At 66.6% G+C, this 13,877-nt stretch carries 14 protein-coding genes; 3 read left to right on the plus strand and 11 right to left on the minus strand.

Annotated elements, in window-relative coordinates; translation table 11 throughout:
• Positions 1-169 precede the first annotated feature (169 nt).
• Positions 170-928, plus strand: a complete 759-nt coding sequence (locus tag OG716_RS15040; protein WP_405138238.1) for an oxidoreductase — start codon at positions 170-172, stop codon at positions 926-928.
• Between the two features lie 5 nt (positions 929-933).
• Here OG716_RS15040 and OG716_RS15045 read toward each other — a convergent pair whose 3' ends face one another.
• From OG716_RS15045 to OG716_RS15055, 3 genes are all read right to left on the minus strand, one after another.
• On the minus strand, positions 934-1,854 hold the full coding sequence (locus OG716_RS15045; RefSeq protein ID WP_405138239.1) for a LysR family transcriptional regulator: 921 nt from the start codon (positions 1,852-1,854) through the stop codon (positions 934-936).
• A 118-nt stretch (positions 1,855-1,972) separates the two neighbouring features.
• Complete coding sequence (locus OG716_RS15050; protein ID WP_405138240.1) at positions 1,973-2,731, minus strand: nuclear transport factor 2 family protein; 759 nt, start codon at positions 2,729-2,731, stop codon at positions 1,973-1,975.
• 83 nt (positions 2,732-2,814) lie between these two features.
• Positions 2,815-3,480, minus strand: coding sequence for a hypothetical protein (locus OG716_RS15055; RefSeq protein WP_405138241.1), 666 nt, complete (start codon positions 3,478-3,480; stop codon positions 2,815-2,817).
• Positions 3,481-3,498: 18 nt separating this feature from the next.
• On the opposite strand from OG716_RS15055, the gene OG716_RS15060 reads away from it, so the two are divergent.
• A complete protein-coding gene (locus tag OG716_RS15060) occupies positions 3,499-3,750 on the plus strand; it encodes a hypothetical protein (RefSeq protein ID WP_405138242.1) in 252 nt (83 codons plus the stop codon).
• 81 nt (positions 3,751-3,831) lie between these two features.
• Here the strand turns inward: OG716_RS15060 and OG716_RS15065 are convergent, their stop codons facing one another.
• The 8 genes from OG716_RS15065 to OG716_RS15100 all read right to left on the minus strand — a co-directional run bounded on the left by OG716_RS15065 (position 3,832) and on the right by OG716_RS15100 (position 12,441).
• On the minus strand, positions 3,832-4,509 hold the full coding sequence (locus OG716_RS15065; protein ID WP_327145983.1) for a response regulator transcription factor: 678 nt from the start codon (positions 4,507-4,509) through the stop codon (positions 3,832-3,834).
• On the minus strand, positions 4,506-5,744 hold the full coding sequence (locus tag OG716_RS15070) for a sensor histidine kinase (RefSeq protein ID WP_405138243.1): 1,239 nt from the start codon (positions 5,742-5,744) through the stop codon (positions 4,506-4,508). The genes OG716_RS15065 and OG716_RS15070 overlap by 4 nt, the downstream gene beginning before the upstream one ends.
• Before the next feature lie 224 nt (positions 5,745-5,968).
• A complete protein-coding gene (locus OG716_RS15075; RefSeq protein ID WP_405138244.1) occupies positions 5,969-7,285 on the minus strand; it encodes a cytochrome P450 in 1,317 nt (438 codons plus the stop codon).
• Positions 7,243-8,379: an MAB_1171c family putative transporter gene (locus tag OG716_RS15080; RefSeq protein ID WP_405138245.1), complete on the minus strand. Its 1,137-nt coding sequence runs from the start codon at positions 8,377-8,379 to the stop codon at positions 7,243-7,245. Before OG716_RS15080 ends, OG716_RS15075 begins: the two co-directional genes overlap by 43 nt.
• A gap of 11 nt (positions 8,380-8,390) precedes the next feature.
• A complete protein-coding gene (locus tag OG716_RS15085; RefSeq protein WP_355127565.1) occupies positions 8,391-8,867 on the minus strand; it encodes a hypothetical protein in 477 nt (158 codons plus the stop codon).
• Positions 8,854-9,246: a hypothetical protein gene (locus OG716_RS15090; RefSeq protein WP_405138246.1), complete on the minus strand. Its 393-nt coding sequence runs from the start codon at positions 9,244-9,246 to the stop codon at positions 8,854-8,856. Before OG716_RS15090 ends, OG716_RS15085 begins: the two co-directional genes overlap by 14 nt.
• Positions 9,247-9,281: 35 nt before the next feature.
• Positions 9,282-9,947, minus strand: a complete 666-nt coding sequence (locus tag OG716_RS15095) for an XRE family transcriptional regulator (protein WP_405138247.1) — start codon at positions 9,945-9,947, stop codon at positions 9,282-9,284.
• A gap of 262 nt (positions 9,948-10,209) precedes the next feature.
• Positions 10,210-12,441 carry an MMPL family transporter gene (locus OG716_RS15100; RefSeq protein ID WP_405138248.1) on the minus strand — a complete coding sequence of 744 codons (2,232 nt, stop codon included), beginning with the start codon at positions 12,439-12,441 and terminating at the stop codon, positions 10,210-10,212.
• A 247-nt stretch (positions 12,442-12,688) separates the two neighbouring features.
• Here OG716_RS15100 and OG716_RS15105 point away from each other — a divergent pair, with 247 nt between their 5' ends.
• A complete protein-coding gene (locus OG716_RS15105) occupies positions 12,689-13,876 on the plus strand; it encodes an Ig-like domain-containing protein (RefSeq protein WP_405138249.1) in 1,188 nt (395 codons plus the stop codon).
• The last annotated feature ends 1 nt before the right edge of the window (position 13,877 follow it).

Genomic DNA, 13,877 nt, shown 5'->3' on the forward strand with positions numbered 1-13,877 from the left:
TCCTATGCCACCTGCTGAATATTCGTCTTTGCCCCGGGTTCTTTCGCCGACATACCGTGAAACAGCTCGATGAGGTGCCCGTCGCGATTTCCTCCGAGGATTCGCGCTCCGGGGCATATCGATTCTTTTCCGTCGAGCCGACAAACACGCAATCGAGAGGATCGCCGGCATGAGCACGATCGAGAACGGTTCGGGGACAAAGGAACTCGCCGGGAAGCGGGCGCTGGTGACGGGTGGTACACGTGGAATCGGAGCGGCTGTTGTGCGGCAACTTCTGGGTGCGGGTGCCGAGGTGCTCACCACCGCCCGATCGGCGACGAGCACGGCGCCGGAGGGGGCCGCGTTCGTGCAGGCCGACGTGCGGACGCAGGCCGGAGTGGCAGTGCTCGCCACGGCAGCGCGGGAGGTGGACATCGTGGTCCACAATGCGGGCGGGGCGCAGCCGTACCGGGGCGCGCTGGCCATCCCGGACGAGGCGTGGCAGGACGCGCTGGATCTGAACTTTCTGGCTGCGGTGCGGCTGGACGCCCTGCTGGCGCCGGGGATGCGGGAACGGCGTTCGGGGATGATCGTGCACATCTCTTCGGCCGCGGTTCCCACTGTGGCACCGCCGTTCCTGCACTACACGACGGCGAAGGCTGCGCTGGAGAACTACAGCCGGGGATTGGCCGCGGAGTTGGCCCCGTTCGGAATTCGCGTCAACACAGTATCGCCCGGCCGCACCGCCACCCCCGGCGGCGAGGCGACGCGGGAGCAGTGGGCGCGCCTGGACGCGGGACCGGGTCAGGACACCACCACCCCACCGCTGGGGCGCGATGGGCAGCCCGCCGATATCGCCGACGCGGTGCTGTTCCTCGTATCCGACCGGGCAAGCTGGCTGACGGGCAGCAGTCTCGTCGTCGACGGCGGCGAATTCCCCAGGGGTTGAACGACTTACACGGCCCGCACTGAGTTCGTCGTGGAGGTCACCCAGCTCTGAACAGGCTGGTGCCAGCTCTCCGCGCGCAGGAGTTCGAGTAGAGCCGTCTCCGCCGGGCCCGCGTCCTGCCGGACCACGGCGACCACGGGCTGGGACACGATCGGGAAGACCGGGCGCGCGAGGTGCCTATCGCCAGGGGACACCGCGGATGCCGGGACGAGTGTGACGCCCAGCCCGTGGCCGGCCCATCGCACTGCGGTGGCGGTCTGGGATACGCGGGCGGCCGTGATCGGGGTCAGCTCGTTATCGCGCAGCACGCCCGTCAGCACGCCGTCGAGCGCGCTGTCACGGTCGAACCGCACCCACGATTCGCCCTCCAGATCGCGGAGCTCGACCCGTTCCGCGGTGAGCAGCCGGTGCCCGGGTCCCAGCACCACGACGAACTCTTCGTGACCGAGGTGGTGTGCATCGGCCGGGCCGAGCTCGCACGCCGCCATCAGGGCGAGGTCCAGCACGCCCTGGCGGCACAGCCGTTCCAGCTCTGCGGAACTGGGCTCCTCGAAGACGGTGACTTCCAGCCGGGGGAAGCGGCGGCGCAGCGTACCCAACGCGCCGGGCAGCTGCCGCGCGCCGAACCCCATCTGCGCCGAGACCACCAATTCACCGACCAGCTCATCGGCACCGGCCCGCGCAGTGGCTCGCGCCCGCCGCGACGCGCTCACCGCGACCTGGGCCTCCCGCAGGAATGCGCGACCCACCACGGTGGGCACCAGTCCGGTCGGGGTGCGGGCGAACAGTGTCACCCCGAGTTCCCGCTCCAGATTTCGGATCTGCTGGGACATCGACGGTTGAGCGACGTGCAGCAACTCGGCTGCCGCGGTCACCGACCCCGCCTCGGCAATGGCCAGGGCGTACTCGAACTGACGAAGGCTCATCGGCTGCCGTCCCTTCCTCCAGTTGACCGCTATCCATTCCGTCGCGCTGTAGCCATCGTAGGTGCGCAAGCATTTTCGCCCTCGGGCGATCAGGCTCCCGGCGATCTCGGCACGCCGACTATCGCCGGGTTGCCGAGGGGTGGGTGGCGGGACGGTGGAGTCGGCTGATGGCCCGGGTGGCGAGGCCCGCACCGCGCATCAGCCATTTGAAGGCTGTGGTCGAGGGGCCCGGGACAATTCCGGCGAGCTGTACGCCGTCGAGCAGGTCGTACAGCGTTTCGCCCTCGTACATCAGGTGGTCGGCGTTGAAGTGATAGCGGTCGACGGCGGTGCACTGGATGAACGCGCCATTGCCCGGGATCGCGGCGGCATCCGCACCGTAGGGGTGCAGCTTCAACGGCCCTACGAGATGACCACTTCCGTAGTAGCGCACGACTATTCGGACCTCACCGTCCGGCGTCAGGTCGATGTAGCACTGCCCGGGTATCGGGTCGTAACGCCAATCGGGGATGGCATCGAAGAACGCGAAGTTGTAGGCGACGAATGCGTCGAGCCCGACCATGGTCGCGCCGAGAGTCGTCACATCCTTGTAGCGCAGATTCTCGGTGTAGAGCTCGTGGTTATGGCTCATGTCCCGGGTCTGCCAACTCCACCAGTACATTTTCGCCCAGTCGAGAGTCCAGGCGATATCGAGACCGTGCTCGCCATAGAACTCGATCTTCTTCTCGTATTCGTCGAACCACGTCTGCGTCATGGCGGTCAGCGCGGCTTCGTCAAGGACGTCGACCGGCACGGCGCGATTGGTCAGCACCGCCGGAATCGGTTGCGCCAGACGCGGCTGCCGCAGTGACTGTTGAAACTGCTCGTCGGTGAACATCCACCTTCTCCCTCCGGAAACAGATGCTTCCTGATGATCATGGTGGTACACCGCGTGCCGCAGCACGTCCGTATCGGCGAAGCTCAGGTGGCGGGATCGGCTGTGGCGGCGGGGATCTCGACGGAGATTTCGCCGCCCAGTTCGTAGCCGTCGGCCAGGTGCAGTCGATCGCCGCTCCAGAATCGGCCCGGGTCATACCAATTGGGGCTGCGATTCGAGGGGAGCAGGGCCATGCCCTGGTAGGTGGCGGCGACGATTTCGGCGCAGTAGGCGCTCTCCAATTGGCGGGCGGTGGGCTGCTGGGACTTGCGGCGGGGCAGCTGAGCGCGGCCGCGGAGCCAGCGGCCGGCGAGCGCGGTGGTGGAGGGGAAGGGGGTGCCGTCCAGGCGGGCGATGGTGCGCAGCAGGCTTTCTTCCATATCCCGGGTGATCGGGCGGTTGAGCTGGCGCAACCAGGCCTGCTGTTCGTAGCGGTGGGACCAGACCATGACCGCGTCACGCAGATTGTGCAATTGGACGCCGCGGTGCGCGGTTCCGGACCACATGTCCGGGAGTGAGCGGCCGAGTTCCGCGTGCCAGATCAGCGCGGGCAGATCGTCGATCACGACGGACATGCCGACATGGTTGACCGGACTGTTGGTGGTCATGCGAATCGCCCGGTCCGCGGCCGAATGTCCACGGAAAAGCCAGATGTCGCCGGTTCTGGTGAGCTCGAGTGCTCGGTCCAGTCCGATGCCGGTACCCGTCATGCCCGTAGCCTATGCGGTATGAGGTGGTGGAAGGCAGTGGGATTGGCGGGTGCGGCCGGAGTGGTCGCCACCGGTGTGGTCGTGGTGCGTGCCGAGCGCCGCCGGCGGGCCTACACCCCGGATCAGGTCCGCGAACAGCTACACGTGCGATTCGCGCAGGCGACCGCGGCCGAAGGGGCGGTCGAAACCGCCTCTCCCGCAACGCGGAACGCCTCCGGTATCCGTGAACGCCTCCGACAGTTGTTGCGGCGCTCGACCGCGGCTCGGTGAAGTAACCGCGCCCTCGGCGCGCAGTACCGCCATTCGGCTGCATCCCTTGCGCCGGAGCCACCGGCAGGGGTTTGGATTCCGTCAGAGTTGGCGGGGCGGCTCGACGCGCACCAGGCCGGATTGGAAGGCGATGACGACGAGCTGTGCGCGGTTCTGGACGCCCACCTTCGACATGGCGCGCTGGACGTGGGTGCGGACGGTCAGCGGGCTGACGTACATCTTCTCGGCGATCTCCTCGTTGGACATGCCTTCCGCGACCATGGCGACAACTTCGCGTTCGCGGGCGGTGAGGACTTCGAGGGATTCGGCTGCGCTGACGCGACTTTCGGGGCGGGCGAGGTAGCGCGCGATCAGGGTGCGGGTCGCGGTGGGCGAGAGCAGCGAATCACCGGCGGCGACCACGCGAATGGAGCGCAGCAGTTCTTCGGGGCCCACGTCCTTGCCCAGGAATCCGCTCGCGCCGGCGCGCAGGGCCTGTGCCACATACTCGTCGAGTTCGAAGGTGGTGAGGATAAGGACGCGGGTCTCGCGCAACTCCGGGTCGGCGCAGATCTCCTGTGTCGCGGTGAGACCGTCGACCCCGGGCATGCGGATATCCATGACCACCACATCCGGCTTGGCCGCCTGCGCGAGTTCGACTGCCTCACGCCCGTTTCCGGCAATGCCGACCACCTCCATATCCTCGGCCGAATCGATCAGCAGCCGGAAGGTTCCGGCCAGCAGGGCTTGATCGTCGGCCAGCAGAACACGGATGGTCATAGTGTTTTGTCCTCGTCGTCAGGGGGTTTCGGTGGCTCGAGGGGAAGTTCGGTGGTGACTTCGAAGCCGCCGTCCGGCCGGCACCCGGCCTGCAGATGACCGCCGACGGAGACCGCGCGTTCGTTCATGCCGATCAGACCATAGCCCTGGCTATCCGAATCCTCCTCGCCGCGAACGGGTTCGGGGACGGCGCCGCCCGCATTGGTCACACTGATCGTCAGCAGCAGCCGGGAGTAGACGAGCCGCACCGTCGCCGCCGAGGTTCCCGCATGCTTGGTGACATTGGTGAGCGCCTCCTGAATGATCCGGTACGCCGTCAGATCCGCGCCGGGTGAGAGCGGGCGCGGCACCCCGGTGATCGACAGCGACAGGGTCAGACCGGTCCGCTCGAAAGAGGTCAGCAGTTCCGATAATTGCGCCAGTCCCGGAGTCGGTTCCAGCGGAGCGTCGGAGTCGTCCTCACGCAGTAGTCCCACGGTGGCCTTGAGTTCCCGCAGCGCCGCGGACGTGGTGCCCGCCAGTTGATCGAGCATCTCCTGCGCCTGATCCGGCTTGGTGCGCAGCAGGTATGCGGCGGTGGAGGCTTGGGCGTGCGCGAGGGCCATATGGTGCGCGACGATATCGTGCAGCTCGCGCGCGATCCGGAGCCGCTCCTCCCCGACGCGTTGCCGCGCCTCCTCCTCGCGTGTGCGTTCGGCCAGTTCGGCGCGTGCGTGCAGGGCCGCCAGATAGTCGCGCCTGCTGCGCCCGGCCTCGGCGAACGCGCCCGCTACCAGCACCGCGGCCACCAAGGTGATGCGCCCGGGATTCAGCAGCGGCCAGAACTGGTTCAAGAGCGAGGTGATCAGCAGGACGCCGCCGGCGATCACCGGTGCGACCTTGGCGGTGCGCAGATCCGACGTCCAGAGCCCGATCGAATACGCCGCGACCAAGGCCGCACCCGCGGTCACGATGGACATGTCGAAACCCAGGGCCCCGATGGCGACGCCACAGGCGGTGGTGATCACCAGCACCGCACGCGGGAACATGCGCCGCCACAGCAGGGTGAACGAGGCCAGCGCGGACAATCCGAAGACCGCCAGCGACGCGGGGCGAACCACCACCGCGCCCTGCCCGGCACCGTGATCGGGGGCCAATCGGCTCGCATAGGTCGCCAGACCACACAGCAGAATGGCGATGACCACATCGACGGCACGGCTGTGCCGTCGCGGCCACTGCGACCACTCTGCGGTCATCACGCGTTCCTCTCGTCGTTGAGAACCCTAATCGGCAGGCCTCGAAGAGACCGGTAGGCCGCCCACCCGGGACGGCCCACAGGAATCTCGCCATACCCCCATGGTCGTTCCCCGGCCATGTAGTCGGCATCATGCGTGTGAAGGCCGTCACCTGTACTGCGGATGCAGTAGATAGGCGCGCTGTGTACTGCGTTCCGCAGATCGAGTGCCGCGTTCTGCCGGATTCAGTTCGAGTACTGGTGAGCGGTCAGCGCGAGCGTGAAGTCACGGGGCTTGAGCGTCGGGAATTCCTCGATGTCCAGGCGATATCCGGTCGGGGTGAGGGTCTGGGTGTGCAGCACGTGCACCAGCGTCAGCACGGCTTCGTGCAGTGCGAGCGCGCGACCGATGCAGGCCCGGGCTCCGGTGCCGAAGGGTTTGTAGGACTTGGGGGTGGGTCCGGCGAGGAATCGGTCCGGCGAGAAGGCGTCCGGGTCGTCCCAGCGGGTGGGGTCGCGGTGGATTGCGAGCAGGTTCAGATACACCCAGTCGTGCGGGGTGACCGGGTGCGCGCCGATGGTGGTGTCGGACAGCGCGCTTCGAATGAATGCCGGTGCCACCGGGTGCAGGCGGAGAGTTTCGTCGATAACGGCCCGCAGATAGCGCAATCCGACGATGTCTTCGTATTCGAGTTCCGCTGGGCTCTTACCGGTTTCGGCGATCTCCTGGCGCGCACGCTCGGCGATCTGGGGGTTGCGGGCCAGTTCGTAGAGGGCGAATGCCACTGTGCCGGAGGTGGTCTCGTGTCCGGCGATGAGCAGCACGAGGGCTTGATCGATGATCTGATCCCGGGTCAGCGATGCACCCTGCTCAGGGTCGGTGTCGCTGAGAGCCCGAAGAATGGGAGCGTTCGCGCCGGGGGTGTCGATGATCATCTCGACATGCCTGCGCAGCGCCTGGGCGTGCGGCGGTGTGGGATTCACGCCCAGGACGGCGTCGAGGAACGGAATGATCTTGCCGCGGTTGGTGGCCCGAATGAGCGCGAACATGGTGCGCACGAAATCACTGCGCTGCGCTCGCGAGAGCGCCGCGCCGAATCCGGCCTGGGTGATGACGTCGTAGGCCAGGTCCTGCGTCAGAACGGTGATATTCACCGGCTGCGGCGCCTCGGACCAGCGGCGAACGTGCGCGGCGATGAGCGGATTCATGCTCGCGTGATACTCGCGCATGGCGGTACGACTGAAGGCCGGTTGCAGGCGCTGATGCGCGAGCTTCCACAGCGCGTCCTCGGTGCCGGTGAACAGCAGTCCGGTCGGCGCCATGGGCGCCAGGCGGCGGAAGGCCGGACCGTTGACCTTCGTCCACGCGCCATCGTCGAGAATCGGTTCGGCCAACTCGGCCGAATTCACAATGAGCATGCGCGGATAGCGCAGCACTCGCACCTCGAACACCTCACCGAGCCCGGTATAGCCGGTAATGCTCTGCGCGGGCGTCCGCGCCGAGAGCGAGAGGGCGTCGCCTACGAATGGAATGCGCCAGGGGGGATGGGGGACGGCCGGCATCTGGACCACTCCTTTGCGAGGGCGGACAGGACTTGAGTTTCGGTTTGCAGGTCGGCGCCACCGGGGATCTCGAGCTGCCGGGCGGCGAAATTGGGCGGTGTCGCGGCCAGCTTCGCATCGCGCGCGGCCCGCAGCAGCGGAGCGATCGACGCCAGATCGGTGGCCGCCGCGGGGTCATGGTCGGGCACATACGGCAGCAGCGACAGGATCGCGTCATTGATCTCGATGACCATGCGATGCAATCGGTAGGTGGACCCGGCATTGTCGGGACGGGGCTGGACTATGTCGGGACACGCGGCGGTCAGCCCCTCCCACAGCGGGGTGAGCTCGGCGAGAGCGCGCGCCACCGGATCACCGCGCACGGCGTCGAAAGCCCGCAGCACCAAGGGAATAGCGGCGAGCGGAGTGAAGGCGATGATGTCCATGACGAACGCCATCCGATCGGTGTTCGCCGCGTATTCGGTGAAGGCGTTCACATGCCCGGTCGCGAGGACGAACGAGGTGCTGAGCCCGAAGCTGAGACTACAGATCAGACCGGCGAAGATGGCCATGAACAGCACATAGAACACGCGCGCGGTGAGCGGCGGCCGGGCCCGCAGCTCCTGGACGCAGGCGGCGACGAGCAATACCGAACACGCGTAGGGGAAGACGACGAACAGGACCGTCATCGGCGCGGCTTCCCAACCGGGGTACTGCAGGACGATTCCGCCGCCGGCGACCACGGGGTTGCCCAGCACCAGATAGCCGAGTCCCATGGCGGCGGCTGCGGCGTAGACGATCCGTGGGGACAACGGGTTCTGTTGCCGTGCATGGGAAATCATCAGGTACGCCTCGGCGGTCACGACAATCATGAGCGCATTCGCGAGCTGATACTGCCGCGCGGGAGTCAGCCCTCCGAACAGCTGCACAATCCACTGCTGCGCCGTCGCGATGAGCAGCAGCCACGCGATCGTGGATCCGACCAGCGCGCCATTGATGCGCCGCTGCGCGAAAGTGTCACCGCACCAGCGCAATCGAAGAATTGTCACGCTCGCGGTAATGATCCACAGCGGCCACGCGATCGCTTCGGGCATGGACGAGTACGGAGGCAGCATCGGCGAATTCCTCAGCCGCGCACGAAGATATTGCGCAGCGGCGCGAAGGGACGGCGGCGGATATCGGGCATGATGAGGTTCGCGAAGGTCTCCGCCTCGAGCTCCTTGGCGGTATCGAAGACGCCCCGCGCGAGCACCGTCTCCATTCGAGCGATCGAGGCCGATCCGACAAATCCGCCGAGGTATTCGCCGAGGGAATCCTGCATGCGCTCGCCCTCGTGCCCCAGCAGCAGGTGGCCTATCTCATGCAGCACCGTGTGCTCGACCATGTATCGAGAGGACCGCTCCTCGTAGACGATGAGCGTCAGATCGTCCATCTCCGCGAGCAGTCCGCACGGGAATCCGGCGGCACGCAGGCCCCGATGTCCGGTCAGCACAATGGGTTTGCCGCGTTGTTCGGCGAGCAGGTCGACAAATCGCTGCAGATTCCAGGGAGTGGGAATCTCGAGCCCAGCGACCAGCGTCGCGAGGGGGTCAGCGCCCGCCATGCGGTGCATCCACGGGGTGCGGGTGCGCGGCGGACCGCGCCTCTCGAATGGTGGTGACCAGCAATTCCAATGCCTCGACATCCATGGCGCCGCCCCGGAAGTGCACCGCGCCGAGCTTGACGCCCAGGGTGCGCGCCGTCTCGAGTATCGCGAGCTTCTGATCCAGTACCCGCATCTCCTCGAGGTCTGGTTCCAGCACGTATCTGGCGTCGACATCGAAATGTATTGCGATGGCGCGCAGCAGATCCGGTGGTGCACCACCGTCGCCGCGACGAACTGCGGCGATCTCGGCGGGAGTGACGGTGCGATCGAGAATCGCGTGCGCGGCCGCGGCGATGACGGCATTCAGGTCAGCCTGATCGTCGGAAGATCCAAGCAACCCACACAGTCGGTTGACTCGATCCGCGACGACATTCATGCCTGGTTTTCCCCCAAATCCTTACGCGCCTGCTGCAGCCTGCCCATGAATCTACCCGTGAGTTCACCCGCAATGCCCGCCGTGTCGCCGATCAGCCACCGCCGGTACAGCTTCTCCTCGTAGTCCGGGTCGTCCTCGGAAACCGGTGCGCTGAGCAGCTCCCGGAAAGCGTGTTCGACCAGCGGCAGCGCCGATCCGTCCGCCTGCCAATTCCGTTCCAGCAGGTCGGTGAGGTACAGGCCGAGCAATCGGCCGAGATCGGTATTGAGCCGATCGACACTCGCGCGCAACCGGACAGGATCGGCCGGATCTTCGGCCAGGACCTGATTCAGTTCGATCTGCACATCGAACAGATCCAGCGCCAGCGCCGCTGGAACCGCCACGAAAGCGGTGCCCGCATCGAGCTTTCGACCTGTCGCGGCCTGCGGCTTCTCCCCACGCCAATAGGCCCGCGCGGCACTGCCACTCCCCCACGACAGCGCGGAATCGAGACGCCGGAAGGTGACCGGCTTCGGCGCCGGCCCCAGATTCGCGGCCTCGACGCGGACGAGCGTGCGCCGGGTCGGCCCACCGGCGGCGATCACATCGTCGAGGCTGAAATTGAGCTCCCGCCGCCGCTCCCGCACACAGGCCGCGAGGAACGTGGCGTACTCAGGCTGCATGTAAACCGAATCTACTGCACTACCGGCCCTTTACGACAGTAATATCCGGTTCATTTTCTACTTATTTTGCTTGCTGGGCCGCGGGATCTGACCTAGGCTGTGAAAGCCGACGGCCGGGACAGCGCCGTGCTGGCCGTCGTGCGACGGCTCGCGGTGGTGCACCGATCTGTGCGGAGGGGAGAGATCGGCGCACCACCCCGAGTGCGCTCGGGCGCAGCAAAGTAGGCCGCCCACGAGGGACGGCCTACCGGTGCTACTGGATTCAGGCGTTGGCGGATTCGAGTTCCCGGACCGGCTGCTCGGCCTTCAGATGGTTCAGGCTCTCGCCCTCCACATCCACATTCGGCAGGATCTTCGCCAGCCACTGCGGCAGCCACCAGGCTTTGTCGCCGAGCAGTGCGAGCACCGCCGGGACCAGCGTCATGCGGACGACGAAGGCGTCGAAGAAGACCGCCGAGGCGAGCCCGAGGCCCATCATCTTGATCATCGGTTCGCCGCCGCCGATGAAGCCGGCGAAGACCGCGATCATGATGGCCGCCGCGGCCACCACCACCCGGGCGCTGTGCCGGAAACCGGTGACGATGGCATCGTGTGCGCTCTCGCCGTGTGCGTAGGCCTCACGCATGCGGGTGACGAGGAAGACCTCGTAATCCATGGCGAGTCCGAACACCACGCCGATCAGGAAGATCGGCATCATGCTCATCACCGGTCCGGTCTGATGGACGCCGATGATGTTCGCCAGCCAGCCCCACTGGAAGACCGCGACGATCACACCGAAGGCCGCGCCGACCGAGAGCAGGAAGCCGAGCGCCGCCTTGATCGGGACCGCGATCGAGCGGAAGACGACCATCAGCAACAGGATTGCCAGGCCGACCACCACCGCGAGATACGGCAGCAGTGCGTCGGACATCTTCTGCGAGACATCGATATTCATGGCGGTAGCACCGGTGACCAGCACGGTCGCACCGGTCGCCGACTTCAGGCCGCCGGCCTCGCCGCGCAGTGCGTGCACAAGGTCCTTGGTGGCGGTCGCGGACGGGCCGCTGGCGGGCACCACGGTGAGCATGGCGGCATCACCGGCCTGGTTGAACATCGCGGGCGAGACCGAGACCACGTCCTTGGTCGCCGCCAGCGTCTTGGTGACCTGGTCCAGCGCGGCCTTCGGATCACCGGCGCCCTTGACATCGACGGCGACGGTGAGCGGGCCGTTGAAGCCCGGGCCGAAGCCTTCGGCCAGCGCATCGTAGGCGCGGCGCTGGGTGGTCGAGGTCGGCTGCGATTCGTCACCGGGCATACCGAGTTCGAGACTCGACACCGGCAGCGCCAGCACACCCAAGCCGACCAGGCCGAGCAGCAGCACTGCCACCGGGCGGCGGACGACGAAGGTGGCCCAGCGGGTGCCCATATTGGGCTTCTTCTCCGCAATCGGCATGGCGGCCAGGGCATTCGCATCGGCCGGAGTCTTCGAGTCAGCGGCCAGCGCCTTGCGGAAGGCCTTCGGCATGACCGCCCGCTGGAAGAATCCGAGCAGCGCGGGCAGCAGGGTCAGCGCGATGGTGACGGCGACCGCGACGGTGCCGGCCGCGGCCAGACCCATCTTGGTGAGTGCCGGAATACCGACAACGGCCAGGCCGCCCAGCGCGATGACCACGGTGAGTCCCGCGAAAACCACTGCGGATCCGGCGGTTCCGACCGCGCGGCCCGCCGATTCCTCGGCGCTGTAGCCCTCGGCTCGTTCCGTCCGGTATCTGGAGACGATGAACAGCGCGTAGTCGATGCCCACCGCGAGCCCGAGCATCATGGCGAGAGTTGTCGTGGTGGTGGACATGCCGATCGCCACAATGGCGGCGATGCCGACGCCGATCCCGATGAGCGCGGTGAGCAGGGGCAGACCCGCTGCCGCGAACGCACCGAAGGTGATCATCAGGACGATGGCTGCGATGGCGATGCCGATGGCCTCGGTGGCGCCGCCCATTTCGGGCTTGGCCATCAGCGCGGTGCCACCGACCTCGACGGTGACCCCGGAGGTCTTACCGTTGTCGATCGCCGTGGTGAGCGCATTCTTGGTGGCGTCGGTGAGATCTTGGGGAGTCGCGCCGTAGCTTACGGTCGCGTAGGCGGTCGTGCCGTTCTTACTGACCGCACCGGTCTGGAACGGGTCGAGCACGCCCTTGACCTGCGTACCGCCGGACACGTCCGACACGATCTTCTCGACCGCGGCCTTGTTCGGCTCGGAGCTGATCTGCTGGCCTTCGGGCGCTACGAAGACGATACGAGCTTGTGCGCCATCGGATTTGGTGCCGGGAAAGCGTTCGCCGAGCAGATCGAAGGCCTGCTGGGATTCGGTTCCCGGAATCGAGAACGTATCCGGCGGGGGCGTCGGCGCATTGGCGGCTCCGGCCACCAGCGCGGCCATGACCCCCAGCCAGAGCAGGACGACGAGCCGCCGCTTCTCGAACGAGAACCGACCGAGCCGGTACAGGAATTTCGCCATGTCGCCATGATCGTTCTACGGGTCTGTAGTCGGCATCGTGCGTGCGGAGGCCGTTGGGCGTACTGCGAATGCAGTACGCCGGGCCGGCTCGTACTCGATCCGCAGGCCGGGTCCCACGCCGTTCAGCGCTGGTCGATCGAGAAAGTGTGTCGGTTCGGTGGAGGTGTGGCTTGTCGGCGCGGCGGGCAGGGGTAGCTGTCGCATGCTGACCAGAGCCGGTCGTACACCCGGCGAAGGAGGATATGCGGTGGCCTTGCGACGTCGTGAGCTGCTGATCGGCATTGCCGGAGCGGGTGGTCTCGCCCTTGCCGGATGCGCGGGCGAACCGGCGCCGCCGCCCAAGCCCGCAGTGATCCGGTTCGACCCCGCGGCCGATGCGCACAATGTCGATGCGCGTAAGCCCGGCACGGTCAAGGTCGCCGACGGGACGCTGCGGAATGTCGAGTGGATCGACGAAACCGGCCGTTCGCTGCCGGGGATATCAGCGCCCGATCACCGCAGCTGGACCAGTAGCGAACCGCTCGGCTACGGCCACACCTATACCGCGAAAGCCGTGGCGCAGGGCGAAACCGGTGAGGTCAGCGCGACGGCGACCTGCTCGACGGTGCTGCCCGATCGGCTCATCGATGTCTCGCTGCGGTCGGCCAATAAGGTCGAGCTTGCCGAAAACGACACTTACGGAGTGGGTTTCGTACTTGTCGCGCATTTCGACGAACCGGTGAACCGGGAGGTGGCGGCGGCGCGCATCAAGATCACCACCGTACCCGCGGTGACCGGGGCCTGGTATTGGCTCGACGATCAGAACGCGCACTGGCGGCCGGAGCGGTACTACGCGCCTGGAACCAAGATCACCGTCGCGGCCGAGCTGTTCGGCGCGCCACTCGCCGAGGGCGGTTACGGGCTGCGTGATCAGCGGGTGTCGGTGCTCATCGGTCCCGCGCATGTCGCGATCGCCGATGACACTACGAAGCAGATCGAGGTGTTCGAGAACGGAAACCTGGTGCGCACCATGCCGACATCGATGGGCAAGGGCGGCACGGCGGTGGTCGGCGGCAATGTGCTGTCGTTCTGGACCCGGCCGGGGGTCTACACCGTCCTGGACTGCAGGAACCCGGTGACGATGGACTCCTCCAGCTATGGGCTGCCGGTCAATTCCGGTATGGGTTACCGCACGACCATCTACCACGCGGTCCGCATCACCCATGACGGAATCTATGTGCACGAACTGGCCGGGAGTATGTGGGCGCAGGGCAATACCGATGTCTCGCACGGCTGTTTGAACATCTCCCCCGATGATGCCGCGTGGTTCTACGACTTCGTTATTCCGGGCGATGTGGTGGAGGTGCGCAATACCGGGGGCGATCCCCTCGATATCTGGCAGAACGGCGATTGGACCATCGCCTGGCCCGACTGGTTGCGCGGCGGCGCAGTCTGAT

Origin of the sequence: Nocardia sp. NBC_01388 (assembly GCF_045040085.1) — a bacterium.
Taxonomy (GTDB): domain Bacteria; phylum Actinomycetota; class Actinomycetes; order Mycobacteriales; family Mycobacteriaceae; genus Nocardia.